Origin of the sequence: Hyphomonas sp. UBA4494 (assembly GCF_002388935.1) — a bacterium.
GTDB lineage: Bacteria > Pseudomonadota > Alphaproteobacteria > Caulobacterales > Hyphomonadaceae > Hyphomonas.
This window is the reverse complement of sequence record NZ_DGNK01000018.1, coordinates 4911-31376: the sequence shown is the minus strand read 5'-3', so window position 1 is coordinate 31376 and position 26466 is coordinate 4911. Positions and strand designations below refer to the sequence as shown.

At 58.0% G+C, this 26466-nt stretch carries 21 protein-coding genes and 1 tRNA gene; 13 read left to right on the top strand and 9 right to left on the bottom strand.

The genetic code is table 11. The features are described 5' to 3' along the window. Positions 1–16: 16 nt before the first annotated feature. Positions 17–1000 (bottom strand): agmatine deiminase family protein, encoded by a 984-nt coding sequence (locus B2P82_RS07295; protein ID WP_290496117.1) that lies wholly within the window; start codon positions 998–1000, stop codon positions 17–19. 92 nt (positions 1001–1092) lie between these two features. Then, positions 1093–4164 carry a TonB-dependent receptor gene (locus B2P82_RS07290; RefSeq protein ID WP_290496115.1) on the bottom strand — a complete coding sequence of 1024 codons (3072 nt, stop codon included), beginning with the start codon at positions 4162–4164 and terminating at the stop codon, positions 1093–1095. 263 nt (positions 4165–4427) lie between these two features. Between B2P82_RS07290 and B2P82_RS07285 the strand changes: the two genes are divergently transcribed. Beyond that, positions 4428–6149 (top strand): ArnT family glycosyltransferase, encoded by a 1722-nt coding sequence (locus tag B2P82_RS07285; protein WP_290496112.1) that lies wholly within the window; start codon positions 4428–4430, stop codon positions 6147–6149. On the opposite strand, the gene msrA is transcribed toward B2P82_RS07285, so the two are convergent. The 3 genes from msrA to B2P82_RS07270 form a co-directional block, all read right to left on the bottom strand. Further along, positions 6143–6793, bottom strand: a complete 651-nt coding sequence (msrA, locus tag B2P82_RS07280; RefSeq protein WP_290496111.1) for a peptide-methionine (S)-S-oxide reductase MsrA — start codon at positions 6791–6793, stop codon at positions 6143–6145. The genes B2P82_RS07285 and msrA overlap by 7 nt on opposite strands. Before the next feature lie 173 nt (positions 6794–6966). Further along, complete coding sequence (gene pbpC / locus B2P82_RS07275) at positions 6967–9024, bottom strand: penicillin-binding protein 1C (RefSeq protein WP_290496109.1); 2058 nt, start codon at positions 9022–9024, stop codon at positions 6967–6969. A gap of 3 nt (positions 9025–9027) precedes the next feature. After that, positions 9028–14001 (bottom strand): alpha-2-macroglobulin family protein, encoded by a 4974-nt coding sequence (locus B2P82_RS07270; protein WP_290496107.1) that lies wholly within the window; start codon positions 13999–14001, stop codon positions 9028–9030. A 177-nt stretch (positions 14002–14178) separates the two neighbouring features. On the opposite strand from B2P82_RS07270, the gene B2P82_RS07265 reads away from it, so the two are divergent. Beyond that, a tRNA-Arg gene (locus tag B2P82_RS07265) sits at positions 14179–14255 on the top strand. A gap of 188 nt (positions 14256–14443) precedes the next feature. On the opposite strand, the gene B2P82_RS07260 is transcribed toward B2P82_RS07265, so the two are convergent. Further along, positions 14444–15109, bottom strand: a complete 666-nt coding sequence (locus tag B2P82_RS07260) for an outer membrane protein (RefSeq protein WP_290496105.1) — start codon at positions 15107–15109, stop codon at positions 14444–14446. 167 nt (positions 15110–15276) lie between these two features. On the opposite strand from B2P82_RS07260, the gene B2P82_RS07255 reads away from it, so the two are divergent. Then, positions 15277–15603 carry a hypothetical protein gene (locus B2P82_RS07255; RefSeq protein WP_290496103.1) on the top strand — a complete coding sequence of 109 codons (327 nt, stop codon included), beginning with the start codon at positions 15277–15279 and terminating at the stop codon, positions 15601–15603. Between the two features lie 18 nt (positions 15604–15621). Here the strand turns inward: B2P82_RS07255 and B2P82_RS07250 are convergent, their stop codons facing one another. Genes B2P82_RS07250 through B2P82_RS07240 form a run of 3 tightly spaced genes read right to left on the bottom strand, consistent with a single transcriptional unit; the run spans position 15622 to position 17774 of the window. Continuing rightward, positions 15622–16029, bottom strand: a complete 408-nt coding sequence (locus B2P82_RS07250) for a TadE/TadG family type IV pilus assembly protein (RefSeq protein WP_290496101.1) — start codon at positions 16027–16029, stop codon at positions 15622–15624. Further along, positions 16026–16499 (bottom strand): TadE/TadG family type IV pilus assembly protein, encoded by a 474-nt coding sequence (locus B2P82_RS07245; protein WP_290496099.1) that lies wholly within the window; start codon positions 16497–16499, stop codon positions 16026–16028. Before B2P82_RS07245 ends, B2P82_RS07250 begins: the two co-directional genes overlap by 4 nt. Positions 16500–16502: 3 nt before the next feature. Further along, entirely contained in the window at positions 16503–17774 is a 1272-nt protein-coding gene (locus B2P82_RS07240) for a TadE/TadG family type IV pilus assembly protein (RefSeq protein ID WP_290496097.1), read from the bottom strand. A gap of 619 nt (positions 17775–18393) precedes the next feature. On the opposite strand from B2P82_RS07240, the gene B2P82_RS07235 reads away from it, so the two are divergent. The 10 genes from B2P82_RS07235 to B2P82_RS07190 all read left to right on the top strand — a co-directional run. Continuing rightward, a complete protein-coding gene (locus tag B2P82_RS07235; RefSeq protein ID WP_290496096.1) occupies positions 18394–18600 on the top strand; it encodes a hypothetical protein in 207 nt (68 codons plus the stop codon). Between the two features lie 118 nt (positions 18601–18718). Next, entirely contained in the window at positions 18719–18916 is a 198-nt protein-coding gene (locus tag B2P82_RS07230; protein WP_290496095.1) for a hypothetical protein, read from the top strand. A gap of 76 nt (positions 18917–18992) precedes the next feature. Next, entirely contained in the window at positions 18993–19805 is an 813-nt protein-coding gene (gene cpaB, locus B2P82_RS07225) for a Flp pilus assembly protein CpaB (protein ID WP_290496093.1), read from the top strand. Between the two features lie 84 nt (positions 19806–19889). Continuing rightward, positions 19890–21326, top strand: coding sequence for a type II and III secretion system protein family protein (locus B2P82_RS07220; protein ID WP_290496091.1), 1437 nt, complete (start codon positions 19890–19892; stop codon positions 21324–21326). Further along, positions 21323–21619: a hypothetical protein gene (locus B2P82_RS07215; protein WP_290496090.1), complete on the top strand. Its 297-nt coding sequence runs from the start codon at positions 21323–21325 to the stop codon at positions 21617–21619. The genes B2P82_RS07220 and B2P82_RS07215 overlap by 4 nt, the downstream gene beginning before the upstream one ends. A 24-nt stretch (positions 21620–21643) precedes the next feature. Next, positions 21644–23272 (top strand): TadE/TadG family type IV pilus assembly protein, encoded by a 1629-nt coding sequence (locus tag B2P82_RS07210; protein WP_290496089.1) that lies wholly within the window; start codon positions 21644–21646, stop codon positions 23270–23272. Beyond that, on the top strand, positions 23269–23742 hold the full coding sequence (locus B2P82_RS07205) for a TadE/TadG family type IV pilus assembly protein (RefSeq protein WP_290496088.1): 474 nt from the start codon (positions 23269–23271) through the stop codon (positions 23740–23742). Before B2P82_RS07210 ends, B2P82_RS07205 begins: the two co-directional genes overlap by 4 nt. A gap of 2 nt (positions 23743–23744) precedes the next feature. After that, positions 23745–24326, top strand: coding sequence for a TadE/TadG family type IV pilus assembly protein (locus B2P82_RS07200; protein ID WP_290496086.1), 582 nt, complete (start codon positions 23745–23747; stop codon positions 24324–24326). Next, complete coding sequence (locus B2P82_RS07195) at positions 24323–25603, top strand: CpaE/TadZ family protein (RefSeq protein WP_290496084.1); 1281 nt, start codon at positions 24323–24325, stop codon at positions 25601–25603. The genes B2P82_RS07200 and B2P82_RS07195 overlap by 4 nt, the downstream gene beginning before the upstream one ends. Next, positions 25596–26466: TadA family conjugal transfer-associated ATPase (locus B2P82_RS07190; RefSeq protein ID WP_290496082.1), on the top strand; the 871-nt coding region annotated here is incomplete at its 3' end. The genes B2P82_RS07195 and B2P82_RS07190, both read left to right, overlap by 8 nt.

Sequence of the window (26466 nt, the reverse complement as noted above, 5' to 3'; positions counted from 1 at the left end):
GGCTCGCTCCTGGAAATCATGCTGGAATTTCGCGGGTCATGCAGTGGAAGCTGCCCCCGCCATTGAGGATATTGCGTGCCGGCAGGCCGATCACCTTGCGTCCTTCGAATAAAGCACTCAATTCGGCCAGCGCCACAAGGCTGTACCGATCTTCGTAGACGGGCACGAGGACCGCGCCGTTCGTGATTGTGAAATTCATATGGCTTGCCGGAATCGGATTTCCATCCTCGTCTTCCACAAGCCCTGGTGATGGAATGGTGGTAACCTCGAGCCCAGCCCTGCGGAGCGTTGTTTCAATCTCCTGCAGCGTATCAGCATTCGGGTCGTCTGCGCCCGATGGATGCTGGCAGATCGCATGTCCCGGCGCGATGAAACGGGCGATATTGTCGACATGGCCATCTGTATGGTCATTGAGCAAGCCGTCGCCGAGCCAAATGAATTCCAGTACGCCGAGCGCCTCGGCAATCGCCATCTCGATCTCGGCCTGATCCATACCCGGATTTCGGTTTGGATTGAGCAGGCATTGTCCGGTTGTCAGCAGGCGGCCTGTGCCGTCCGCATCAATGCCCCCGCCTTCCAGAACCATCTCGTGCTGCGAAACCGGAATGCCTTCGTGCTGCGCAATGGCCGTCGCCGTCTCCGTGTCGCCCGGCATCAGGTATTTTCCGCCCCAGCCATTGAAGCGGAAGGCCTGCGCGCGGCGCGCATCGCCCGTTCCTGTAATGATTGGCCCGGTGTCGCGCATCCAGATGTCACCGGTCGGAATTCGGCAGACCTCAGCGCAATCACCTACGGCTGCACCCGCCGTTGCCTCGGCTTCATCCGCCCCTACCGCGACCCGGATCGGCACATAGTCCGATGCAGCGCGGATGAATCCGGAGATATCTTTGCGTGGACCTTCAAGGTTGCCGCCCCACTCTTCAAGAAGACGCGGCCAGCCAACCCAGAGAGCAGCATGAGGGGCCCATTCGGGCAGGAGATGAGGTTTCATGTCAGACATTGAGCGCGCCATGCCACACCTTGTTCCAAAGGAAAAGGGCGGCTCTTCTCAGAGCCGCCCTTCCCGATTTTGAGTTTCGGAGTTCCGAGTGACTAGAACTCGTAGCGCAGGCCGAAGCGAATTTCGTAGCGCGACGCGTCGCCCTGACGAGATTCACAATCACCAGCCTGGAAGTCACCAACCGTACAAACCGCCGGGAAGCCAGGCTCACGCAGTACGCCCCACTCGTCGTTCAGCAGATTTGTGAAGTTGTCGACAACAATGAAGCCGGAAGCCTTGTGATCAAGGAAGCCAGGGAATTCCTGCTCAAGCTTGATGTCGACCTTGCCCCACCAGGAACCTTCTTCGCCGTTACGCTCTGCACCAGCAGCCAGGTACGGGTTGCCTTCGAGGTAAGGGTTGAAGCCACTGATACCGTTCGCGTCACCACCGTAAACCACGCTGTATGGACGACCCGACACAGCCTGGCCGAAGGCCGAGAACGTGGTCATGTTGTCGCCGAAGAAAGCGCGTTCATAATTGGTAAGTGCCGTGAAGCGGTGCTTGGTGTTGTAGTCAGACGTTGCGGCGCTGACATCCTGTGGATCGCCAAATGCCCGGCTGACATAGTTCGAGAAGGCCACCGAAGACGTCATCGGGTGAACATCTTCTGCGTCCGTGTAGGCGTAGCCCAGGGCCCAGTCGAGACCGAAGTCATAGGACTTCGAGATCGAGCCGGAAACCAGCAGAGACTTGGCATCTTCTTTCGCATTGGTCAGCACGAAGGCTGCCTCACGAACGCTGCTGTAGGTCGGGTATTCGCGACCGTCGACTGTGGTTGTGCCAGTCTGCTCGAGATCACCGCGGATCCAGACAGCGCTATCTTGAGCAACGGTGTACAGAATGTCGCCCGAGAGGACATACTCGCCGCCGAGCCCAGGCGCGTCAGCATAGTATGTACCGCCGAAAGCAAATTTCAGCTCAGATGGAATTTCGAAGTTCGGATCAAGGTAGTTGATCTCGAAGTTCGAGCCTTCGCCAGCTGCGACAGCGTCGATCATGTCTTGTGGCACACAGTAGCCTGGTCCAGTCGGCACGCCGTCTTCACAAAGACCGTAGTCAATATCGAAGAGCGATGTCACGCCATTTTCAAGACCGAATGCACCACCGTCCGAACCGAACTGCAGCACGTTGTTTGCTGAGTAGGTGTTGGACAGCCACACGTTCGGGTTGCCACCGGAGTAGAGGCCGACACCACCGCGCAAGTCGAGATTGTCGGAGAAGTCCCACTCGAAGCCGAGACGTGGCTGAAGCAGGCCTTCACCATCCAGGGTCTCACCATTCGTGAAGCCATAGTCAGCCAGGAAGTCTGCATTGGTTTCAGGTGCGTCGTCGGTCGTGTACCAGTCGTAGCGCAGGCCACCGATCACCACGATACCGTTGCCGAAGTCGATTTCGTCCTGGGCGTACAGCGTGTTGATCTCATATCCCCAGTCAGCAGCCGCATTATTCGGATCGCCTGTTGGAGAGTTGTTGTAGTTCACGTTGTCGGCGATGCCGAGACGGAAGTTTTCAATCGCATCGTCGAATGCTCCGCCAGAGGACGGATTACCATCGAAGTCGATTTCGGTTTCGACGTGCTGGACGAACATGTTGAACACGTCGAGGGCTTCACGCTCATAGCCGAAGCTGAAATTGTGGTTGCCCGTCGAGTAGTAACCTTTCAGCGCGAGGCTGAGGGTCTCGTAGTACAGCTTGTTTGCCTGGCGGGAATCGTCGCCACCGAGATAGACGTCAACATCGTCGGTCTCAATGGTGATCTCACCGAAATCGGTACCGCCGACGGAAATCTGACGATTGTCCAGCTCGGAATAAGCAACACGGACTTCAGTGGAGAAATTGTCCGTCCAGTCAGAATAAAGCGAACCGGCATAGGACGTCAGTTCCGCGCCACGCTCATAAAGGTGGTTGGAGAATTCCAGCTCATCGGAGTCACCGTCCGACTGGGCGATGTTGAAACCATCATTCCAGTTATAGGTGAAGGATGCGCGGTGATCGTTGCTGATGTTCCAGTCGAGCTTGACCAGGATCTTCTCGTCGGAGTTATCAGCGCTGCTCGGGATCGTGCCCGGATCATAGCCATAGAGTTCCATGGCGATGTTGCGGATCTCATCGACTTCGGCCTGAGTGATGTTCACTTCGTTGACAGCGCCGGAGCCGATCGCGCCGCGGTCAAACAGGTTCACGCCGTCAAGTTTCTCGTAGGCCGCGAAGAAGAACAGCTTGTCCTTGATGATCGGACCACCGACGCCGAAGCCGTAGCGGGTTTCGTCGTATTCACCCGTCGTGATGTCGTCGCCTTCGAGGCTGTCGGCACGCAGGCCGTCATTTGTGTAGTCGCCGAAGAGGTAGCCGTGGAATTCATTCGTACCGGATTTCGTGACCGCGTTGATGTTACAGGCGGAGAAGCCACCATACTGCACATCGAAGGGAGCCAGTTCGACCGCAACCTGCTCAATGGCATCATAAGAAAATGGGATGCGCTCGGTTGGGTAACCATTCGAATTCAGGCCGAAATTGTCATTCATGCGAATGCCGTCAACGGTCAGCGAGTTGAAGCGGGAGTTCTTACCGCCACACTGGACTGCGTTGATGTCGCCACGGGATTCGTCAACATAGATGCGTGGGTCGAGGCGCAGGACATCCGTGATGTTGCGGTTGATGGCCGGGGCCTTCTGCAGCGTCTCCAGGCCGAAGGTCGCCGAAGGACCAGCAGCTGTCGGCGCGAGATCGGAGACGGAAGCCGTAACAACGATCGTTTCCTGACGCGCTTCACCATCATTGGTGAGCGTGAAGTCGACCTGGGTCGCATCGCCGAGGTTCAGGCCAACATCTTCGATGAACTGGCCCTGAAACTCTGACGAAGTTACCGTAACGACATAGCCGCTGGAAACAGGCAGGTTGCGGATGCTGTACAGACCGGTCTGGTTGGTCGTCGCAGTCCGTGTCAGCCCTGTGGAAGGATCGGTGATGGTAACCAGCGCACCGGATACGGCCTGGCCGTCATCATCGGTCACTGCGCCGCGGACGGCTGAAGTTGTAACCTGCGCCATAGCGACGCCGGCCATGCTCAGCGCAATGGCAGATACTGCTGCCCCACGCCCGAAAGTGGTCCAATTTGTCATGACTATTCCCCTAGTCGGTGATGCGCCGACAACCGCCCCTTGCGGGTCGCCGGTACTGCGGGTCGGATAACGACACCGGATGACAGATTAGTGACAAGATCTTGAAGGTTCAGCACATAAGGCTGCGATCACGGTGGATCGATATGTTGCGATGCAAAAAAGACACGGTTTGGAGGCGGACATGCGCAGAATGCGTGCGGTTCGGGGTATATTCCATCTCGGAGGGGCGGCATAAGTCTCAAGTTGAGAAGGAATAACGCCCCATGACCGTCGAGGAATCCGAATCGCCTGGCCGCTGGCAGACCATCACATTCGCCGTGCTGGCAATGCTGCTTGTACTGAGGGTTGTATTCACAGGCATTTCCCCCCTGAACCTATATGCAGACGAAGCGCAGTACTGGCGTTGGGGCGATACGCTGGAATGGGGCTATTATTCCAAGCCTCCGATGATTGCGTGGATTATCCATGCTGTGACAGCTGTATTGGGTGATGCAGAATGGGCCGTCCGGCTTCCCGCCGCCTTCCTGCACACCGCCGGTGCCACCTTCATCTATTTCCTTGCGCGAGATATGTACGGTGCGCGTGTCGGCATGTTTGCCAGCCTCGGCTATGCACTGATGCCGGCTGTCATACTGTCTTCTGTCGTGATCTCTACAGATGGCTTGCTCATCCCTTTCTGGTGCGCCGCCCTTTGGGCTCTGTGGCGGTTGCGCAGCGGGCAAGGCGCATGGGTCAGCGCGCTGGGTCTCGGCGTCGCGGTCGGGCTCGGCTTCCTGTCGAAATACGCGATGCTCTATTTCGCGATCGGCATCGTGCTGGTCCTGTTGATCGACGTACAGAGTCGCCGTGCCTTGCTGAGTTGGAAAGGCCTTGCAGCCTTGGCCGTGGCAGCAGCGATCTTTGCGCCGCATCTCGCCTGGAATGCCGCGAATGATTTCAAGACGGTGAGCCATACGGTCGACAATGCCAATCTTGGCGGCGACCTCATCAATCCTGAGAACGCCCTCACCTTCCTGGTCGATCAGCTCGGCGTGTTCGGGCCGATCAGTTTCCTTGCGCTCGTCTTCGGCATCTTTGTGATGCGTAGCGAGGATGATGGCATCATGGGCCGGGACCGCTGGCTGCTCTGCTTTATCCTGCCGGTCTTGCTGATCATCATGGCACAAGCGGTCCTGTCGCGCGCCAATGCCAATTGGGCTGCAACTGCCTATCCGGCCGCGAGCGTGCTGGTGGCCTCATGGCTCGCCCGCGCAAAGCCAAATCGCAAACTTTGGTACATCATTGCAGCGGTCAGCTTCGTCGCTTTTCTGCTCGCGCCGGATGTGTCATTCGCCACGCGCCTGTTGATTGGTGCCATAGTCGCAGCAGCCATTCTGGGTTACGGCCATTTTGTGCGCCATTCCCCGTCCGGCCTGCTCTGGACCAGTTTGTCTCTGCACGCTGCTCTGATGCTGGCCCTGCTGACCCTCGCGCTACTGCCCGCCTCCCTGTCGACCTCGCTTGGTTTCGACAACGCCCTCAAACGCACTCGTGGCTGGGATAGCGCCGCTGAGCAATTGTTTGCGCGCGCCGATGCACTTGGCGCAACCTCAGTGCTCGTGGATGAGCGAGAAGCCTGGCACGGCCTGGACTATTACGCACGCGAGCGCACCACGCCGATGATTTCATGGCGCCGCTATGCCGGACCGAAGAGTTTTTCAGAGGCCCAGCCACTTGAGGGCGGTTTGGCCAATCGCGTACTCATCGCGTCGCTACATCCCGGCATGCGCCCGAAACTGCGAAGCGATTTCCAGTCCTTTGACCATGTGGGCGAAATTTCAATTCCGCTTGGAACGCGTAGCAATGGATGCCCGATCTTGCGGGAATTCCAACTTTATCTGGGTAACGGATATGACCGTCAGGACCGGACACCCGAATGGGAGGAACGTTTTGATGGACAGACGGAATTCAAGCCTGAGCCCTGCCCATCACCAACCGATCAATGACCGACTGACTCGCCCCAAAGATCTTCGACCCGGCCATCCCGGCCACATGAAGCGCGATAGTAGCGATACTTGAGCGGGTTCTTCTTGTAATAATTCTGATGATAATCTTCGGCGGGCCAGAATGTTTCGGCCTGAATCACCCGCGTCACGATGGGGTCCTTCAGCACACCTGACGTCTCGATCTCGGCAATCTCGACTTCAGCCACCGCGCGCTCGTCATCAGTGTTGACGAAGATCGCGGTACGATAACTGTCGCCCTTGTCGCAGAACTGACCATAGGGATCTGTGGGATCCACGTGCCGGAAAAAATACTCGACCAATGTGTCGTAGCTGACCAGATCCGGATCGTAGGTAACCTTTACGGCCTCGTAATGGCCGGTGTTCTCCTTGGAGACCTGCTTGTAAGTCGGATTGGCGATTTCACCGCCCGTATAACCGGACACGGTGTCGATCACGCCATCAACCTTGTCGAAATCAGACTCAACGCACCAGAAACACCCGCCCGCAAAAATGGCCGAAGACAGCCGCTTGGGGGCCGTTTCTGCCAGGGGTTGGTCCTGCGCGCCCGCATTCGAGAAGAACGCAAGCGCCATGGCGGCCAAGCCAGCGGCGATGGTGAAGGTGGGGGCGGATGGCATACGCATGGCAGTTCCCGATACTCTATACAGTCGCAGCAAACACACGCTGCGTTCTGTCCGTCATATGGCGGTCTCCCGTCCGCCGTGAAGGCCAGAAAGTCAGTCCTAACATAAATGTGTTGCCTGCGTGTTGCCAAACTGCGTCAGCAATGAGGCTGATTGGCATGGCAGGAAGTATGTCAGGACGGCCCCATCAGCACACGGACCCTGACCCGGCTGGACCGACCGCTCTGATCGACGGCCGTAATCGTGTAAAATCCCGCCTGCGTCGGCTGCCAGACTGGCGCACCGGCATCATCGATCTGGCTGGGCTTTCCGTCGATATACCAAGAGACGCGCCCCTCCCCGCGTCCAGCCAATACAAAGGGCCGGGCCGACTTGCCATCAACACTGCCGGCCCACAATTCCGCGCTCGCGGGTGGAAACAGGATTTCGGGCGGCGCTTCAGGCGAAAAGTCATGTAGCGCGCCGCGTGTTTCGATTTTGCGTTGCGTGGTCAGGCGTGTGCGAGCTTCGCCTTCATCTCGTAAATGATGGGCAGTTCGGTCAGCAATCTCGAACAGGAAGGGCAATGCGGTCACCCGGCCGGTCTTGCCAGGTCGCGGCGCGCCATCGGCCCTGCCAACCCAGACGACAATGGCATGTTCGCCGGAAACTGCGGCTGCCCAGCTGTCGCGGAAGCCGTACGATGTGCCGGTCTTGAAAGCAACTTGTGGCGCGCCCGCAGTCAGGCGCCCTGGCATGCGGCCTTCCGGCATGGGACCATTTTGCAGGATACGGACGATATCTGACGCACTCTCGGCGCTGACCAGCCGCCGTCCCATCCGTTCATAACTTGCAGCTTCTTGACTGGCGCGCCAGACCAGAGGCTTGGCCACACCCTCATCGCCCAGAGCAGCATAGAGGATGGCCAATTCGCGCGCTGTCAGGCCTGCACCGCCCAGCGCGAGGGCAAGGCCAGCGTCGTGATTTGCGCCGCCGCCAATACGTGGTCGCGCGCCCGCCAGCGCGAGCTGCGCCGCAAACCGCTCTGGCCCGACCCGATCCAGCATAAGCACCGCCGGCACATTGAGCGAATGCTGCAAAGCATCCGAAACCCGCACATCACCGCGAAACATCCGGTCGAAGTTTTCCGGCTGGTAGGACGCAAACCGTTTGGGTAGATCGGAAATGCGCGTATCCGGCGCGGCCTGCCCGTCATCGAACGCCATGGCGTAGATGAACGGTTTCAAGGTGGAGCCCGGCGAGCGAGCTTGCGCGGTCAGGTCGAGCCAGCCCCCTGCCCGGTCCCGGGAGGCAGATCCGATCAGGGCGCGCACACCACGTGTCGGAATGTGAACCACAATCGCCGAGACCTGAACGTCAGGGCCTTCCGCCTCAGCCTTGCGCAAGGCCATGGATTCGAGTTCAGCCTGAAGACCCGCATCCAGCGTGGCGCGCACATCCTCGCGCGATCCGCTCGCCAGCGCTTTCTCTGTGCCGTGCCAGGCACGCATCGGAAAATCACGCCGCCGCGTCGGGACCGGCGATGTAGCTACATCCTCCACATCAGCCTCGCTGAAAACACCATACCAACCGAGCTTGGTTGCGACCCAATCGCGCGCCTTTTGCGCCTGGTGTGGCCGACGATCCGGGCGGCGCACTTCGGGCGATTGCGGCAGGGCGATCAGCAGTGCGATCTCGTCAGCGGACAAGCGGTCAGCCTCGTGCCCGAAATAACTCCAGCTCGCTGCCCGCACACCTTCCAGGTTGCCGCCATAGGGCGTCAGCGTAAGGTAGAGTTCGAGGATCTCATCTTTCGACAAGCGACGTTCGATCTGCCAGGCGCGCGCGATCTCGATCAGCTTGGACCCGACATTGCGGTCCCGAGGTTCCAGCAGGCGCGCAGTCTGCATCGTGATCGTGGAGCCCCCAGACACGATCCGCCCGGCGCGCGCCGAGTCTGCCACAGCCCGGCCGAGCCCCGTCCAATCTGTCCCGCGATGGCTGTAGAAACGTTTGTCTTCGACCCGAAGCAGCGCCTCGATGAACTCTGGATCGATCTTATCGAGATCTCCGCGGAACCGCCACCGTCCGTCTTCGGTCGGAAAGGCCCTCAGGGGCTTGCCCTCCCGGTCGGTCACCAGCGCGGAGATTTCTCCCGCGCGGTCAATTGGCGGCGGCAGTACCCAGTCCATCAGGACAACCGCAGCAAACACTGCGGCTATCCCGATGACGATACGCCGAGGCGTCAGCATGGCTTACTGACCGCCTCCCATCGTTCCGGGCGCTGCGCTGATCGTGACGCGGCCAGGCTTGGACCGGGCGAATACTTCCGGACGATACATGTCCTCAGCCACCACACCCGGCATTGCGAAATCGCCCGGCGTTACCGCTCTGACGACATAGGCAAGCGTGACCGGCTGCGCATAGACATCGACGGCGGCCACAAACCGATCATCCTGTGCCTCGGCAGTCTGTGCATTCGCAATCTGGCCGAGATAGGCAAACGCGCCCGATCCGCCATATTCACGCCTGCCATCTGCAGGGCGCAGCACCGATTCAATCTCGAAGCCGGCGGGCAGCAGGTCCGCCACGATCACAGGGTTCAGGCGGCGCTCATGTGGCGACACCGTCAAGCGCACGATCAGCTGGTCCCCCTGGCCGACCCGGGACAGATTCACACGACCACCGGTCAGTGTAAAGAATGTCTTGTCGACGCCCATCTTGGATGTCGCAGCGGGCGGCGCCGTTTCTGGCGAACCGCTGACCATAACTGTCCGGAACATCGGCGCCTTGCCTTCCAGCGTGAACGTCACACCTTCCGTGGCCTGCGCTTCGGTCAGGGCATATTGCCGGTCATTATTGTTACCACGGCCAAGCCCTTCGACGGTGAGCCGGAAGCCTTCAGCCCCCTTGTTCAGGGAGTCCACAGCCAGCAGCGCGAAAGCCTTTTCCTGCGTGGTCAATCCGGTCGGGTCTGGCGCATCCTCGCCCAGCTTGGCGGCAAGACGCTCTACCACATCCAGCATGTCCGCTTCGGATGCGAGGGCCAGGATGGCCGCCTCATCGCGCAGCGGGGTCTGGTAGTAATCGCCGGTATTCTCGTAACCGAGCGCGTCTTCCGCTGCCTTGAAGGCCGAGGCAGCCCGCGCCCGATCACCCAGCATGGCAAGGCCTGCGCCGATATGGGCGCGTGCCAACGGGCTATCGATGGAATCGAGTTCGCGGTCATGCAGGTAGCGCAGGCGAGAAATGTCGGCCTTGCCCGCCTTTGCGAGCACGTAAAGTGCATAGGCCGACGAGCGCTGCATCAGCTTCTCTGCCGTATCGTTGGAATAGCGGCTCTCATAGACATCCGTGTCGTACCCATAAACGCGCCATGCATCGCCAGTCGAAACCTGCCGCAGAGCGCCATAGGCCCGCTCCAAGGATTCGTCCGGCACAGAGAAGCCAGCCTGTTTCGCGCGATAGACAAAGTCCGTCACATAGGCACCAAGCCAAGGGGATGCGTAGCCATCCCCTTCCCGCCACAGGCCGAATGCTCCGTCAGATCCCTGACGGTTGAGCAGCGTGTTCACCGCAGTCTGAATCCGCATCTTCGGATCGTCGCGGCGTTCTGGAGCCCCCATTGCAATCAGCTGTTCGGAGTAGAGCAATGGCAAGGCCCGGCTGGTGGTCTGCTCGGTGCATCCATAAGGGTAGCGGTCGAGCGAAGCATAGAGCGTCGCCGGATCCATTGGCAGCGTCGAATAGCCGACACTGATCGCAGCAGACCCCGGCACAAGGCCCTCCAGCAGATCAGCGCCAACAGAATAGCTTTCGCCCGGTTCCATCAATTGCCGACTGATCTTTGTTACCGGCAGATAGGGCGAACGGGTCTGTATCTGGTAAGTCCGGTCCGTTTCGAAATCATTTGGCCCCGTCACCGCCAACCTGACCGTTGCGATACCTTCTGAATCCGCACCAATCCGAACTGGCACATCCGCGCGCGCACCCGTTGCAAGCGAACGCGTCAGCTTGCCATCCGCAACATCAATCGGGCCGTCCGCTGAAATCTCGGCTGTGAACGCTCCAGGCCCGACTTCGACATTGTCAATACTGGCAGTAATTTGAGCTTCATCGCCAGGCGCCATGAAGCGCGGCATGATCAGATCCGACGGTGCTTTCTCGCGCACGATCATGCTGGACTCCGCTGACCCCAGACCAGATCGCGACCAGGCCACGGCCATCAAGCGCAGCTCACCATTGAATTCCGGCAGTTCAAGGCGAACTTTTGCCTTACCCGACCGGCCGACATCAACCAAGCCAGAGAAGAGCGCGACCGATTTCACCGGGACGACCGACAGCCCTTCACCGCCAAGTTGGTCTCCCCCTGAGCGGACTTCGGCTGGCAATCCCATATTCGGGTCAAGCAACCGACCGTAATCGTCGTACATTTCAACACCGAGCGCCTTCTTGCCATAATAGTAGCTGACAGGGTCAGGGCTCTCGAATTTGGTGAGGCGCAAGATGCCTTCATCGACCGCCGAGACCGTCATCATGACATCTTCACCCGCCGCGGCGCCATTCACGGCGATCTGCAGATCAAGCTGCTGGCGCGGACGGAACACTTCAGGCTCATCGAGCGTTACTTCAAGCTTCCGCGCCTTCATGTCGAACGGCACATAGGAAACCGCCATGGCGCGGCGTGGCACGGGCCGGTCGCCCGGATCGCGCGGCGTCACCACCGTTGCAAGAACATAAAACCCTGCGCCCCAGTTCGGGTCTGTATCGATGATGATCTCGCGGCCGTTGGCGCCGACCTTCATGCGCTGAACGAGATGCACCTTGTCCGTTGCAATGGCGATGGTCGCCTCGCCCTCATAAGGCGGATTGAGGAACAACCGCGCGCGCGAGCCCGGCGTGACGTTTTCATTCTGCAGCGTCACCGCCGCCTGATCGGGCGTGTCCGCGCCGGACGCGTATGAACGCCAGCCCACGTAGAAACGGATATCGCTTGTGGCTTTCCCGCCAGCCTGCGTCACCGAAAGGCGATAGGTGCCCGGGTCCACCCGCTGGTTGACGAGCGTCGCAATCTGTTCAGGGCTCGACTTGCCGCGTCCTTCCGCGATCAGCACGTCACGGAAAGAACGCCGCCACCGCCATTGGCCGTTTTCACGATACCAGTCGAACCAGTAATCCTCTTCGACGAGTTTCCATTCGAGATCGCCGTCAACGGGCTGACCCTGCCAGTCGAGCAACACGGCGTTCACCGCCACCGTTTCGCCCTGACCGAAGCTGCCGCCCTCGCCGGAAAGTTTTAATCCGACATAATTATCATCCGGGCGCACCGGAATACGCGCGGATTCCCGCACCACGCGTCCGCCGGGTTCAACAACGCCGACGACCACATCCGCGCGCATGGGTGCGCCGTAATCTTTCGGCGCTGAGTCCACATTCAGCGCGACGCTCGCCTTGCCCGCAGCATCGGTAGTCGTGTTCGGCAGCGTGATGAAGCGCTCGTCAAACCGGCCATTCACCGGACCGAACCGATAACCGGAAAAATCCGGAAACGGGTTGGGATCGAGCCTCAGACGCGCTTCCGCCTCTACGCTGAGCGCGCTCGCTGGCGCGCCGTAAAGATAGCGTGCATCAATGTGCATATCGCGGGTTTCACCGGGCCGAAGCGGCGTTTTTTCATCGCCCTCAAGTTTCACTTCAAGGCGTTGCGGCACGAAATCTTCAACGGAAAACTGTTCCGTCCCGACAAAGCCGTCGAGACCGTCCGCTTCCACCTCGATCCGCCACATGCCGCGCGGCGCCGAGGCCGGCACCTCATAGTCAAACGAAAATCCGCCGATCTGGGTTTGGTCGATGCGCAGTTTCTCCGCTTCCGTATAATTCGGGCGGCGTACAGTGACGGTAAGCGGGCGATTTTCGATGGCGCGCCCGGCATCGTCACGCAACAGCCCGGACACATGCACCGTTTCACCGGGGCGATAAATGCCGCGATCCAGATACACGAACGCATCGACTTTCGACGGCGCGTTGCGTCCGCCCACATCGCGGTCGGATAGATCGAGCGCAGCGCGAGTCATATCAAGCGCCGCAAAGTCCTCCTGCGGCCCGTAGGCCATCAGCATTTGCGGCGTCAGGGGATAATCACCATTGACGGCGGCGCCTTCGAAACGCGCGCGGCCGTCTGCATTCGTAACAGCTCTCGCCAGAATGTCGTTGTTATAGGCGATGAGGGAAAGCTCGACGCCGGCGAGCGAGCGAGCCGATGAAATAGAGCGAACGAAAACGTCAATCCCGTCGGAGCCGGAGTAAGTCGTCAACGCCATATCGGTGAAAACGATCCAGCGCCACGCCTGCGCCGTACGATATTCGTCCGCTCCCGGAGAAACATCCCTGATATGGACGAAATAGGCGCCGGGCTTTAGCTCACCGAGCGCTGCGCCAAGCGCGAAAACCGTCGTCGCCGTTTCATTGCGCTCGCCGGGGGTCGCGATCTTTCCTGTCCAGACTTTGACGCCAAGATCCTTACCGTCTTCCTGATCCCAGACATAGGAATATTCGCCCTCGCCACTCGCTTCGCCTGCAACGATGTTCTTGCGCGCGAGCGACCGGTCGGAAACGCGGTAAACAGTAATTTCTATTTCTTCGACATTGACCGTTTCGATGCCGACGCCGTCCGCTTCGAGCCGCGGCAAGATAACGCCGTCGCCAGCAAATCCGGCGTAAGCCGGCTTGTCGCCAAACGCGACAACAACTTCTTCGGCGCGTTCCAGCCGCTCATTCTTGCCGCCCGGCAGCCCGGCGCGCAGGCGCACACGATAGTCCTTATCGAATTCAAGACCCGCAAGACACAGCGACGAACCATCGATTTCAATAGCGGCGCCGTCATCGGGCGTGATGCGAACAAAATCCGCATAGTTGACATCGCCGCTGTCATTCAGCTCGCGCGTGAATTGCAGGCACGCTTTCGGGGTTTCGGTTCCGGTATCGAGCCGCAGACGGCGATAGGCGAAAGTTTTTATGACATCTTCTTCGGGCCGCTCGGCGTTCTCGGAACGGAGCTCCTGAAACGGGCGCCGCGGCGCGTCGCTGCGGGGGTCACCGGCAATCACCTGCTGGGAGTTGGGCGCACCGCCCGAGCCGGAACCCGGCGCAATCACCCGGCCTAAAAGCAGCCCCAGGGCAAACGCCGCCAGTAATCCGCCCGCAATAATCGCCCCTTGTCGCCGCGCCATAGTCTTCTCCCGCCTTAAAACGCCCGCCCTTTACGGGTACTGAGCGATAATTATGGCGGTTAATGAGCACAAGGAAAACGATTTGAAGGAGAATTCGGGAAAATTCAGGCGCGCGGACGACTAAAGCCGGTTTAGGTGCGCTGCGATATTGGCTAAGGTCGCCCGCCGGAGCCACAAGTCCCCGTAGCTCAGCAGGATAGAGCACCAGATTCCTAATCTGGGGGCCACAGGTTCGAATCCTGTCGGGGACGCCAATAAAATCGAGGCCTGAGACGGCAAGGCAGGTGAGAAAAAGGCGGCCATAACAGCCGCCCAGTCTCTGTGTGAAAGAAGTGGCGATAGTCGGTGTTCGCTATCGCTATGCATACATCGCGTACATCCCGATTAAGCAGACGCCACCACGTTTCGACTGGCTAGCCAGCAGCAGTCAAAGCAAACAGCATTAGTAATGGGCGCCAAAGACAAACGACGTCACATGCGCATGGATCGGGTCGTATTCTAAGCCAAGATCATCCATGATGTTATTGATGCGAATGAACCGGTAGCGAAAACCAATATACGCATTCTCGGTTACATTGTAGCGTACACCCGCTGTGCCTGAATAAGCAAAGTTTGTGTCTGTATTCTCCAAGAATGCAACGCCGGCGCCGCCGCCGATATAGGGTTCAAATCGCCCATCTTGCATCGGAAACACAAAATAGCCGTTACCTTGGATGACGTGAGCCTGATTACCTAGCTCGATACCAACAGCTCGAATATCCTCGTTCGAGAAAGTCACGGAATCCGGCATTCCGTTCACCGTTCCAGCGAATGTCACGTTATCCACTTTTGGGTGCAGGAAATCATAGGAAACGCCTATTCTGAACCGGTTGCTGAATAAGCCCTGCACGCCTACTTCCGCACCACCGGCGACACCCGGATTGTAGTTGATGGCGCCTGTCCCCACATAATCATCACCATCGAAAGTGAATTCGTAATCAACAGTCTCAACCTCTGAAGGAAATGCAGCGCCGATCACAAGATCGGTGTATAATTTTCCCTCTGCAAAAACACTCTGCGGCGCAAAAACAACAGCGGCGGCGAGACAACCTAAGCTAATTTTGTTCATGGGTTTATGATCCCCACAATAACCCCGCTACGAAATTACTGCTGTAAAAGAGCAATGTAAATATTTACCTTTCTCCCTTTTTTACAGCTATAGGGACCTTTTATCGTGCCTTTTCCCAGGCTTCCATTTGGTCAACGGGATGTAATATCTGATACACCTTGGTCAAAATGATGCGACTGCGCCAGCTTGCGTGTTTTGTGCCGAAGACCATTTTTTGCCTGCACCAGCAAAACCATCGCATTCAGATCCAGCTCAGGCCCACGCCGGGCAACAATGCGTATATCGAGAACCCGGAGATCGCCGCAGACTTGCTCGAGGCGCTGGCAAAAAGCGGATACCAGCTCCGGCGCCCGTATTACGGGGTAGCGCGCGGCTCGCTTGATCCATATTTCGGCGGCGTTCACGCAATCGCATTTGAAAACGGCGCCTGGGCGGGCGCTGCTGATCCGCGGCGGGACGGCGCCGTTGGAAATGGCGGCAAAGAAGAAAAATAGCCGGCCCGGAAATCTTAACTAAACGCCTCGGCCGTAACAGGTGCTCGTAAAAGTAAACCCATCGAGCGCATTGCCAAAACCCACGATCAGTTCGTGATAATAGCTGATCTGGATTTCCTTGAAGTCCTCACCCGAGACGGTTTTTGTCGCGAGAACGACTGACAGGTCCTGCTGCTGCGGGTTTTTGTATTGCGCGCGTATCGCCGCTTCGATGGCGTTGTCGTCGCTGGCGCCGGCAATAAGGATTTCACGGGCGCCGGCGGAACATGCTCCTTGAAGACGGTTTCTCTCATAGAGCGCTAACCCCGCTTCGAAGGTGCCGAAAATTGCCGCAAAAATGAGCGGCGCCACCATGGCGAACTCGACTGCCGTGGCCCCCGTGCAGTTTCCTAAAAGGTCTTGAATGCTCGACTTCAATGTCTTCATTGGACCTGCACCTGCATTGAAGCCGATAAATTAATCACGCGGATGAAAATCGGATCATACTCTTCAGACGCCGTTATCGAGTAAAACCGAGAGGGCGATGCACCGGAACACGACGCCGTGCAGGAAACCTCAACACCTGATCCGGGGCACCGGCAGACCTCTGTCACTTCCGCGGTCGGCGCGTCTTCGCCAACATCCTGTATTTCGTCACGGCTGTAACCGGTGGCCGCGGCGATCACGAGGTCCTCAATCTTGCTCGTATCATCGACGCCGCCCATAGCGAATTCAGCGCCTGCGCGCACAGACTGATCGAGATTCATCTGGCGGCTGAAGGCCAGCCCGTAATCCATCATGGAAAGCACGACGAGCAACAGAATCGGCGCCGCTATGGCGAATTCGACGCCAGCGCCGCCAAATGTATTGCGCGCAAAGAGCGTTGTCTTTTTGATATTACGTTTACTGCAGATCATATTCTACTCCACCAGCTTTATGCCGCCGGCTGTTGTGGGGTGCGTCGTGCCGCTGTTTGAACAGTCGGTGTCAAACTCAGCGCTGCCCCAGAAAGTTACGGTGCCGCCGATCACTTGCGTGCACTCGCCGACGCCAAACCCTGCCGTGTTGCCCGTATAGGTAACGTCAGAATCCGGTGCATAGACGGCGCCCACAATGGCGACGCCGGAATTACCAGTTAGGTCGAAGTCACCGCCATTCGTCCGGCTGCCGAAGATCGCAATACCCGAATATGTTCCTGACGTCGGCGCCTTGATGTCGAGGTCGAAGTTGCCATTGACCTTTAACGACGCGCCGCCGGTGAAATACAGCGTCACGCCGGTTCCGGTCATGCTTTTGTTGCCGTTGAGTCTGACCTCGCCAGGCCCGTTGAAGATATAGGTGCCTGATGACAGCTCGACATTGCTGCCGATCGTGTTGGTACCCGATGGAACCGAAAAACAGCCGGGCGCCGGCGTAGCCGGGTTGCCGCTGGTGAAACTGGAAAGACTGCTGCAAGATCCGACAGTCGGTTCCGGCACGCTGGCGTAAGGATCGGAAACCGGCGCCGTCCCTGTCTGCGGCGCACTGCAGCCGAGGTCGAGAATGCCATGGCTGTCATCGACGCCGCCCGGCGTTGATGCGCAATCCGCCTCAAGGGTTGCTCCGTTGCCGGTCGATTGAATGGCCGAGGCGCTCGATGAATTTGCCGCGATGTTGCACCCTGTGAGCGTCACATCTGTCGATCCGCCAACGGAGATCGCGCCGGCTGCTGAAGGGTCGAGCGCCAAGACGCAGGCCGGGTCGCCGGCTGAAATCAGCGCGGTCGCTGACACCGTAAAGTTGATATTTCCAGAAAGAAAAATGGCTGAAAACCGTCGCGGCATTGAATGGTTCAGCGCCACGCTGACCGCTGACGCATCGCCTGCATACGCGCCACCTGCCGGCGGCGACGCGAGAGTAATGCCGGCCGATCCGAGCTTGTATCCGCCGACCGCAGCCACAACCTCGGCTACGCTTTTGAGATCCGATTCACTGCTGACGCCAGAGCGCTTTTGCATGGCCGCAGAATGCGCCGCCATGTCGGCAGCGTTCTGGAGCTTGCGCCGCTGCAGCTCCCAAAAGCCGGTCTCGGCGCCGAATGCGAGCCCGGCAATCAGCAATGGCAGCATCAGCGCCATGACGATCGCCGCCGCGCCGTTTTCATCGTGAAAAAAGGCCGCAAGCGGCCCTCGCAAATTCCTCGTTCTCTTCATCCCGTCGTCCTGCCTGCGATCCGCAACAGTCTCTTTTGCCGGATGTCGCTAGTCCTTCTGCCCATGCCGCAAAGCATAGGGCAGCGCCGTTAACAGCGATTTTATGAACGCGATTAATTTATTGGGATGCGCAGCGGCGAAAACGTTATTCAGCTGAGAAGTCCCGAAACGGGTGTCAAAGACAGTTGGGACGCGCTGGGATCGCTATATTACGTTTGCCATGCGAATATTTGGGCGAGCAAGATAAATGCCATTTTCGGCGCCGGAATAATTGCGACGGCAAAACTGGGCCCTTTAGCGCACAAACCCGATTTTTTTCACCAATTTCAACACCCTGATGGGGTGAGAAAAGCACCGACGTGCATCCAAATAGGCGAGAAAATCGTTAACTTTTAACGATTCGAGCTAATAAAGGTTAACAAATAGGTTAAAATTGAGTAAAAACCGCCCGTTAACTAACTTTTTGGTAAGAATTTAATTGATTCGCTGGCATAAGTTATGCAAGCGTGGTTCTCAGCCGTTCAAGGACGGCTTTCGTTGTCAGTGGGACAACGGCCGGGGGACATTCCAGGATATTCATTCCCCGGTTTTCGGTAAGTAAGCATGTGGGGAATTCACCATGAAGAAACTGATGGGCTTCGTTAAGAAAGACGACGGTCTTGTAGCCATCGAGTGGGTCGGCATCGCAGCCGTCATGCTCGTCGCTGCGATCGCCATCGCCGGTGCAGTCATGACCGGCGCATTCAATGCTGGCACGACCGTTGCCGAAGGCGCAAATACGATGGCGGAAGGCGCAAACGCACCGACACTGCCGACATTCCCTTAATCGGAATGGTTCGCTGTCGATAAATTTGACAGCGATGAATTTGGTTGGGGCCGCGTCACGCGGAGACGCATGAGGCGGTCCCAAATTCACCGAACTCTAGATCCAAATGGATTGTTCCATGTCAAAGAAAACGAAATTTCTGAAATCAGAAGACGGCCTCGTCGCTATCGAGTGGGTATCAATTGCCGCTGTGGCGTTTATCGCAGCGATCGCCATTTCCGGCGCCCTTTTGGGCGGCGCCAGCGATCTGGGCGGCGCAGTCGCCGGCCAAATGAGTGCGACAGCTGAAGAAATTAATGGCGAAGAAGGAAACTAACTGCGGGTTCTCGGCGCTTTAACGTCGGGTATCACGCCGCGAACAGATTCTAGTTGCGTTACAAAGGATCAATATTATGCGCAGACCGATCATCAGTCTTCTAGTCGGCGTCGTCCTCGCGGCGGGTGCATTGTTTGTGATCTACAACATGCGCACCAACTCCGGCGGCCAGGCTATTGCCGCCGAGGCGCCGATAACCGCCGCTGTTCTTGTCGCCAGCCAGGACCTTGCTTTCGGGGACGCGATCAAGCCTGACTTTATCAAAGTAGTACAATGGCCCGTTGACGGCGTGCCGGAAAACATCGTCACCACACGTAACGAGCTCCTCGAAGGACCTGAAGGCGAACGCATTGCGATACGCAGTTTTGTCGCCGGCGAACCATTCCTGAAAACGAAGGTTTCAGGCTATGGCGAAAAGCCGACTCTCTCGCGCAAAGTCGCGGATGATATGCGCGCATTTTCGATCCGGATTAACGACGTTAGCGGCGTCGCCGGCTTTCTCCTGCCTGGCGATCGTGTGGACGTAATGCTAACCCGGGAACTGACCGGTAGCCGCGGCAATCTCATTACCGACGTCATTATTCAGAATGTCGGCGTTCTCGGTATCGACCAGCTTTCCAGCGAGCAGGCGGAAAATCCAGTCATCGCTAGAACCGCGACGGTCGAGGTCACGCCGGAACAGGCGCAAAAGCTCGCACTGGCGGAGCAACTGGGCACGTTGAGCCTGACGCTACGCAATTACGCCAACCTAGAATCGGCGGAGGTCAAGCGGATTTCCGTGAGTGATCTCGGCATCGATACGCCGCGCCCGGTTGTACGCGATAACGGCATTTACGTCCGCGTCCGCAAAGGCGTCGACAATCTGGAATCGGAACGCGTTCCGCAATAAAGGCGATTAAAAGTGGGGACTATAAAAGTGAGAAAGTTGCGTATTTCGAGGCCAACCAGGCAGGCGGTACTGCTTGCAGCAGGTATGGCCCTCACCACCGGCGCGTTCGCACAAGATAGCGCGCCGACCAAACTGACAGCGCCTGCGGGCAACGATGACAATACTGTTGCCGCGCAGCCCATAAGCACCCAGACGCTTTCGCCGGTATCCACCCCGCGCAATGGCGACATGGTGGACGGCTCGGAAGTCAGCGTCATCCTGCACAAATCCAGCATCATCAATACGCGGCGCCAGTTCCGCGAGCTCGCAGTCGGCAATCCGGAAATCGCCGATGTGGTCCCGCTGTCGCGCAACCGCTTTTATGTTCTTGGCAAGGCGATCGGATCCACGAATATCGTGCTCACCGACTCGCGCGGACAGGTGATCGACATCATCGATGTTCTCGTCGGCTATGACGTGCAGTCGCTAAAGCGCAAGATTTACGAAGTCGCGCCCGATGACGCTGTCGAAGTGCGGACTGCAAACAACTCGATCGTTCTGTCCGGGTCCGTCGACAGCGCCGAAAAAGCCGGCCGCATTTCCGCGCTGGCCGAGCGTTACGCGCCTGACCGTGTCACCAACATGCTGAACATCACGGGCAGCCAGCAGGTGATGCTGCAAGTCAAATTCGCCGAAGTGCAGCGCTCTGCGCTCAAAGATATCGGCACGCGCTTGCGGCTAACGGACCTTGATGGCGGCGGGTTCAACTCATTTATCGGCGTGCCGGGCGAGTTTGGCGGCTCTACTTCCGGCGGCATTAACCCGCTGGCGTTCTTCTCCGGCGGCGCCGCGCTGGTTTCTGGCAGTGATTTCTCGCTGAGCGCCGCTTTTGACGCGCTTGAGGAAAAAGGTCTTGTACGCACCCTCGCCGAGCCGAACATCATTGCCCTTTCCGGCGACACCGCGAGCTTTCTGGCCGGCGGTGAATTTCCGATCCCAGTCGCTCAGGAATCCGACGCCGGAGGCATCACGATCACGATAGAATTCAAGGAATTCGGCGTCGGCCTCGCCTTCACGCCGACCGTTCTGGACCGGGAAAAGGTCAACCTCGAACTGCGCGCCGAGGTGTCGAGCATCGATCCGACCGTTTCGGTTGAAACACAGGACATTACCATTCCGGGCCTGAAAGTCCGCAGGACCAACACGACTGTCGAACTGTTGGACGGCCAGAGTTTCGCGATCGCCGGCCTTATTCAGGATGATCTTGAAACCGCCGTCCGTCAGATCCCGGGCCTTGGCTCAGTGCCGATCCTCGGCGCCCTCGCCCGTTCGCAGGATTTTCAGCGCCGCCAGACGGAACTGGTCGTGATCATTACGGCACGCCTCGTCCAGCCAGTGGGCGGCGACCGGCTTGCTGCGCCTACGGATCATTTCCTGCCGCCGAAAGAATTCGATATGTTCTTGTTCGGCAGAACCTATGAAGTAACTGAGCTTTCCGGCGCCGGCGGCGTCGATGGCCAATATGGGTATGAACAGCCATGAAAATCAAAACAGCCTTGATAGTACTCGCGTTCGGGCTCGGCGGCTGCGCCCATGAAGCAGGCCTGCCCGATTTCTACGCTGACCAGACGGAAGCGAAATTCGGAGATGCCGTGCGGCAGAACATCGCTGCGCAGACTGTTAATCCGAATGCGCCGGAGGGCGTCTTGACCGCCAGCGGCGCTCGCTCTGCGCTCGCTCAGGAACGATACGAAGAAGATGAAGTCGAAAAGCCGGATGATACAAGCACGCTCCGCTCAACACAGCCGGGGTCCGGCGGCGGCGGGTCTAACTAATGACCAGATCGAAGAGGTTACGTCATGCGGCTAAAGGCTCGTTCACGTCACAGCAGGAAAGAAATTCCGGCTAGAACCTTTCTCAACAAGGAAGACGGCGCGGCGACAGTTTTTATCGTCGTCATGTTCGCATTGATGATTGCCTTCACCGGCATGGTCATCGACGTCGGGCGCATCATGAACATTCACAGCCAGGCGAATTCCTATGTGGACCGCGTGGCGCTCGCCGCTGCGGCTGAACTTGATGGCGATCTGGGCGCCATGGAGCGCGCCGTACGCGCAGGCGTCGGCGATGCGACCGACGGCCCCGTCGTCCCCGAGGGTTTCCGGTTTTCTCTTTCTGGCGACAATGCTGTGGGCGTCGCCCGCATGGTGTTCATGTCGGCGATCACTGACGATGACATCGATCCTTATGCGCGCTCCCCGCTCGCCGGCGATGCTGTGCTTTGCGAATGGACGCCCGGCGGCGGATTCGACTGTTCTGCATCGGGCCTTGACGAAGTCGAGGCCGATCTCGAGGCCTCATTCGTTCTCGTGGAAGCGACCACGGAAACCGAAAACTACGTGATGTTCCCAATCGCCGCCGCGCTTGCGCCAGGCATTGCGACCGACGCTTCAGTTGCCCCACAGGCTGTCGCTGGGTTCAGACGCGAAGTCTGCAACATCGTACCGCTTTTTCTTTGCAACCCTAATGAAGAGCTCGCTGGATCGGGTGCGCCCTTCATCACGCCGGCAGGCGTGCAGATCCACGGCAAGATGGGCGAGCAGTATTTTTCCGGCAATTTCGGCATCATCAAAAGCTTTACCGGCAACGGCGCCTCCGATTGGCGCGACGCCATGGCGAGAGTTGATCCGAACACAAGCTGCATTTCTGGTACGCTCGAAGCCAAGGGCGGCTCCAACACCGGTCCCGTGAAACAGGGCATGAATGTCCGCTTTGACATTTTCGACGGACCCATGAGCAAAACCGACCCGCAATATGTGCCCGCTGCAAACGTAACCAAGGGCCTTGCCGTCGCCACCAATGGAAACAATGCCGGCTGCACAAACGGCAACAACCCGGAACTGGCCGACACGATACCGCTGCCGCGCGACAATTGTTTCGTGAACGGCACCGGCGTCGGCTGCACCGACAGTCCAGCCTCCGGCGATCCGCACCGGTTCGGCGACGGCGAATGGGACCGGGACGGATACTGGACCGCAAATCACCCAACCGTTGCGCCGGGAGCCCGCCCGGCTGGCTGGGATACATGGACTCGTTATCAGACCTATCGATATGAAATCTCAACAGACAATCTCTATGGCGGATCCGATAATCCGGGCCTTGTTAATGTAGTCGGAGAAGAGCAGGGAAACCCCACCTGCTCCCAGGCGACGCCTTCAACTGATGTACGAAAAGATCGCCGGGTGCTGATTGTCGCCGTGGCGAACTGCGTCCAGAACGCCGGCACCATTGGCAACAACAGGCCGATTCCGGTTGAGGAATTCGCCAAGGTGTTCGTGACTGAGCCAATTGGCATTGACGATTACGATGATCTTTATCCCAATGGCGAGCCGTCCGATAACAAAGACATCTATTACGAGATGATCGGCGTCGTCGATCCGGGCGACGATGACGGCATCCTGCACGAATATCCGGTGCTCTACCGATGAGCGCACAGGGGGACAAAATAGGCCGGCGTAAATTCTTACGCGCTGACGATGGATCAATCACAGTCGAAACAGTGGTGATGTTCCCGCTTATTCTGGCGGCGCTCGCTTTTTCATTCGAATTCGGACGCATGTTCATCGCGCATCACACGCTGGTAAACAACGTACGCGCCGCCGAGCGTTATATCGCCCGTTGCGACGATCCGCAGAATGATCCTTGTGCAACCGCGGTTGAAAACATTATTCAGACGGGCGTTCCTTCGGGCGGCTCGCTGCCGGCCTGGGCCACCAGCATCGACATCGTTGGGCCTACTTTCACAACGATCAGCGGCACGAATTTCCGCGTTGACGACGATGTCATCCGGATCGGCGCAACCGGAAACTTCCAGTTCCTTATCGCCAGTTTCTTCGGCGGTAATAACGGAACCATCCCCATATCTGTTGTTGAAGACATCAGACATTCGGGGGATTGAGCATGCGTTTTCGATGTAAGCGTTTCTGGGGTAACGATACGGGCTCATCAACGATCGAATTCGTCGTTTTGATGTTTGTCATTCTTGCGACGATATTTTTTGTTCTCGAGTCGACGCTCTACCTCTTTTTCTCAGCTGCCATTCATAAGTCAGCGCAGGCCGGGGCGCGGGCGGCAGTGGTTTCAACGCCACTTGCTGCGGGCGTTCCAGCGACAAACGCCAAAACACCGGCCGGCATTTTCGGCGTCGCATGTACTGACGTATCGGCGCCCTGCGTCTCATTCCCGCCCGTGTCCTGCACCGGGACAGCCTGTGACGCCACCCAATTTAACCGTATTTTCGCCCATATGCAGGGCTTTTCGGGCCAATTAGCACCCGACAACGTCACCATCACCTATGAATGGACTGGACTGGGTTTTGCAGGAGGACCCACAGTACCGCTCGTCACCGTGACGGTTTCGGACGTTCCGTTTCAGACCGGCGTGGTCGGTCTTTTGTTAACCAACGCAGGCGTGCTCGCCACCCTGCCGACACATTCGGTCAGCATGACTGGCGAAGATTTGAACACCGGGGGAGCACCGTGACGGACACGACGGATAATGTAGTCGTATTGGATTCTTCGATTGAGGACGCGCTGAACTTTGACGGCCTGCGATTGTTGGCGGTCGCCAGCTCGCAGGAAGCGCGTATCTCCATCGAGACGTATCTTAAAGGGTACGAAGGGGTCGAATACGAGCTCCTTAATCAGCGGGAGTTCGAACAGCATGGCGTAACGGTAAACGCTGAAATTCCTGACGTTCTCGTCCTGGAAGTAAAAGACGCAACCGATGCGGAAGTTCATATCGAAGCGATCCGCGCAGAGCCGGAGCTAGAGTTCCTGCATATCTGCCTGTTGATGAAGTCACCCACCAAGAACGCCATCGTCAACCTGCTACGCGCAGGCGCTGATGATATTCTCTCGTTGACGCCGAACGAAATCGAACTCAGCAGTTCTCTCGCCCGCTCCACGGTCAATCGCGCCGTCGTTGGCGATGACCGTAATGCAGCGTCCCGCCGACGTACGATTGTCTTCATTCACGCTTCGGGCGGCGCTGGCGCAACAACGCTTGCCGTGAACAGCGCCCTCCAGCTCCAGAAAGAAGCGAAGAGATTTGGCGGCAACGCCTGCCTTATCGATCTCGACATCCAGTTTGGCGACGCAGACCTGCAGCTCGATTTGCCGATGCGTTCGAACCTATTCGAACTCGTCAAATCGCCTGACCGGCTCGACTCGCGGATGCTCGAAAACCTGATGATCAAGGGCCCTGACGGCCTGCACGTTCTGACAAGCCCGGATGAGCCGTTGCCTTTTGATGCGCTTGAAAAAAGCACCGTTGAAAAAGTCATTTCCCTTGCGCGCCGTCACCATCGTTATGTGGTCATCGATATGCCGATCACACTGACATCATGGACGGACAGCGTATTAAAAGCCGCGGACTGCATATTCCTCGTGACCCAGATGAACGTGCTAGCTCTTCGCTCCGCCCGGAGGCTCATCGACACCCTGCAGGAAGAAAACCTTGGCGGAAAGTCGATCATGGCGATTGCTAACCGCTATCCTTCCAAAGGTCAGGGCCGAAAAATCTCAATCGCGGAAGCAGAGAAGATGCTCCGCGTCTCGATCAATACGACAGTCCCCAGCAATTTCGGGCTTCTGATTAATAGCCTGGATCAGGGCGTGCCGGCGATATTGCAGCAACCTACTTCAAAATATTCACGCACCATCGATGAATTGCTTGAAAGCGCGTCGGCAAAACCGGCAACGCAGAAAAAGCGGTCGTTCGGCGGAGGCTTATTCAAGCGCGGAGACGCAGATGTTTGAACGTTTTAATAACAATCCTAAAGGCAAATTCGAACCGCGCCTGGCCTATTCCGATAGCGCCCAGTTCAATGGCCTGACAGACGGAACCGACAACGCCGTCGCCACGCATCTTAAGGTCGCGATCCACCAGCGTCTGCTTGATAAAATCAATCTGGCCGCGCTGGAGAAAATGCCGCGCGAGCAAATCGCAGAACAGATTTCACCGCTGGTCAGAAAGCTTCTCAGCGAAGAGCGTGCGGCGCTGAACACATCGGAATATGCCCAGCTCCTGTCAGAAATTCTCGATGAGGTGTTAGGCCTTGGGCCATTAGAACCCTTGTTAAAGGATCCGAGTATTTCGGACATTCTCGTCAACACTTTCTCTCAAGTTTATGTCGAACGGCTCGGCAAACTCGAAAAAACGGAAGTGCGATTCAAGGATGACTCACATCTGCTGCGTATCATCCAGAAAATCGTTTCTGCAGTAGGGCGTCGCGTAGACGAGTCCCAGCCTTGGGTCGATGCCCGCCTGGCGGACGGCAGCCGCGTTAACGCCCTGTTGCCGCCCTGCGCCGTCGATGGCCCGCTACTATCGATTCGTAAGTTTTCGAAAATGCCGTTCACTGTCGACCGGCTTATCGATAACGATACGATTACGCCTGAAATTGCAGACATGCTTGAAGTCGTTGTTCGCTCACGCCTGAATGTTCTGATTTCGGGCGGCACGGGCACCGGTAAAACCACCATCCTCAACGCCATGTCCAGCCTCATCTCCAATAAAGAACGCATTGTGACAATTGAGGACACGGCGGAACTTCAGCTACAGCAGGATCATGTCGGCCGAATGGAGACCCGGCCGCCGAACCTTGAAGGCCAGGGCGAAG

Excerpts from the sequence above, each read along its gene's own strand:
- B2P82_RS07295 (WP_290496117.1), bottom strand. The coding sequence starts at position 1,000 with ATGTCTGACATGAAACCTCATCTCCTGCCCGAATGGGCCCCTCATGCT.
- B2P82_RS07290 (WP_290496115.1), bottom strand. The coding sequence starts at position 4,164 with ATGACAAATTGGACCACTTTCGGGCGTGGGGCAGCAGTATCTGCCATT.
- B2P82_RS07285 (WP_290496112.1), top strand. The coding sequence starts at position 4,428 with ATGACCGTCGAGGAATCCGAATCGCCTGGCCGCTGGCAGACCATCACA.
- msrA (WP_290496111.1), bottom strand. The coding sequence starts at position 6,793 with ATGCGTATGCCATCCGCCCCCACCTTCACCATCGCCGCTGGCTTGGCC.
- pbpC (WP_290496109.1), bottom strand. The coding sequence starts at position 9,024 with ATGCTGACGCCTCGGCGTATCGTCATCGGGATAGCCGCAGTGTTTGCT.
- B2P82_RS07270 (WP_290496107.1), bottom strand. The coding sequence starts at position 14,001 with ATGGCGCGGCGACAAGGGGCGATTATTGCGGGCGGATTACTGGCGGCG.
- B2P82_RS07260 (WP_290496105.1), bottom strand. The coding sequence starts at position 15,109 with ATGAACAAAATTAGCTTAGGTTGTCTCGCCGCCGCTGTTGTTTTTGCG.
- B2P82_RS07255 (WP_290496103.1), top strand. The coding sequence starts at position 15,277 with ATGATGCGACTGCGCCAGCTTGCGTGTTTTGTGCCGAAGACCATTTTT.
- B2P82_RS07250 (WP_290496101.1), bottom strand. The coding sequence starts at position 16,029 with ATGAAGACATTGAAGTCGAGCATTCAAGACCTTTTAGGAAACTGCACG.
- B2P82_RS07245 (WP_290496099.1), bottom strand. The coding sequence starts at position 16,499 with ATGATCTGCAGTAAACGTAATATCAAAAAGACAACGCTCTTTGCGCGC.
- B2P82_RS07240 (WP_290496097.1), bottom strand. The coding sequence starts at position 17,774 with ATGAAGAGAACGAGGAATTTGCGAGGGCCGCTTGCGGCCTTTTTTCAC.
- B2P82_RS07235 (WP_290496096.1), top strand. The coding sequence starts at position 18,394 with ATGAAGAAACTGATGGGCTTCGTTAAGAAAGACGACGGTCTTGTAGCC.
- B2P82_RS07230 (WP_290496095.1), top strand. The coding sequence starts at position 18,719 with ATGTCAAAGAAAACGAAATTTCTGAAATCAGAAGACGGCCTCGTCGCT.
- cpaB (WP_290496093.1), top strand. The coding sequence starts at position 18,993 with ATGCGCAGACCGATCATCAGTCTTCTAGTCGGCGTCGTCCTCGCGGCG.
- B2P82_RS07220 (WP_290496091.1), top strand. The coding sequence starts at position 19,890 with ATGGCCCTCACCACCGGCGCGTTCGCACAAGATAGCGCGCCGACCAAA.
- B2P82_RS07215 (WP_290496090.1), top strand. The coding sequence starts at position 21,323 with ATGAAAATCAAAACAGCCTTGATAGTACTCGCGTTCGGGCTCGGCGGC.
- B2P82_RS07210 (WP_290496089.1), top strand. The coding sequence starts at position 21,644 with ATGCGGCTAAAGGCTCGTTCACGTCACAGCAGGAAAGAAATTCCGGCT.
- B2P82_RS07205 (WP_290496088.1), top strand. The coding sequence starts at position 23,269 with ATGAGCGCACAGGGGGACAAAATAGGCCGGCGTAAATTCTTACGCGCT.
- B2P82_RS07200 (WP_290496086.1), top strand. The coding sequence starts at position 23,745 with ATGCGTTTTCGATGTAAGCGTTTCTGGGGTAACGATACGGGCTCATCA.